Origin of the sequence: Shewanella nanhaiensis, assembly GCF_019457885.1 — a bacterium.
Classification (GTDB): Bacteria; Pseudomonadota; Gammaproteobacteria; order Enterobacterales; family Shewanellaceae; genus Shewanella; species Shewanella nanhaiensis.
Genome location: NZ_JAHZST010000079.1, coordinates 1 through 291, shown reverse-complemented (window position 1 = coordinate 291; position 291 = coordinate 1). Strand labels below are relative to the sequence as shown.

General features: G+C 51.9%; 1 rRNA gene. It reads right to left on the bottom strand.

The window, feature by feature from the left end:
* Positions 1-291 (bottom strand): 23S ribosomal RNA (locus K0625_RS24950); the annotation flags it as partial.

Genomic DNA, 291 nt, shown 5'->3' with positions numbered 1-291 from the left:
CCTTCGTGCTCCTCCGTTACTCTTTGGGAGGAGACCGCCCCAGTCAAACTACCCACCAGGCACTGTCCTCAACCCCGATTCAGGGGCCAGAGTTAGAACATCAAAGCTACAAGGGTGGTATTTCAAGATTGCCTCCACAAGAACTAGCGTTCCTGCTTCAAAGGCTCCCACCTATCCTACACATGTAGGTTCAATGTTCAGTGCCAAGCTATAGTAAAGGTGCACGGGGTCTTTCCGTCTAGCCGCGGGTATACGGCATCTTCACCGCAATTTCAACTTCACTGAGTCTCG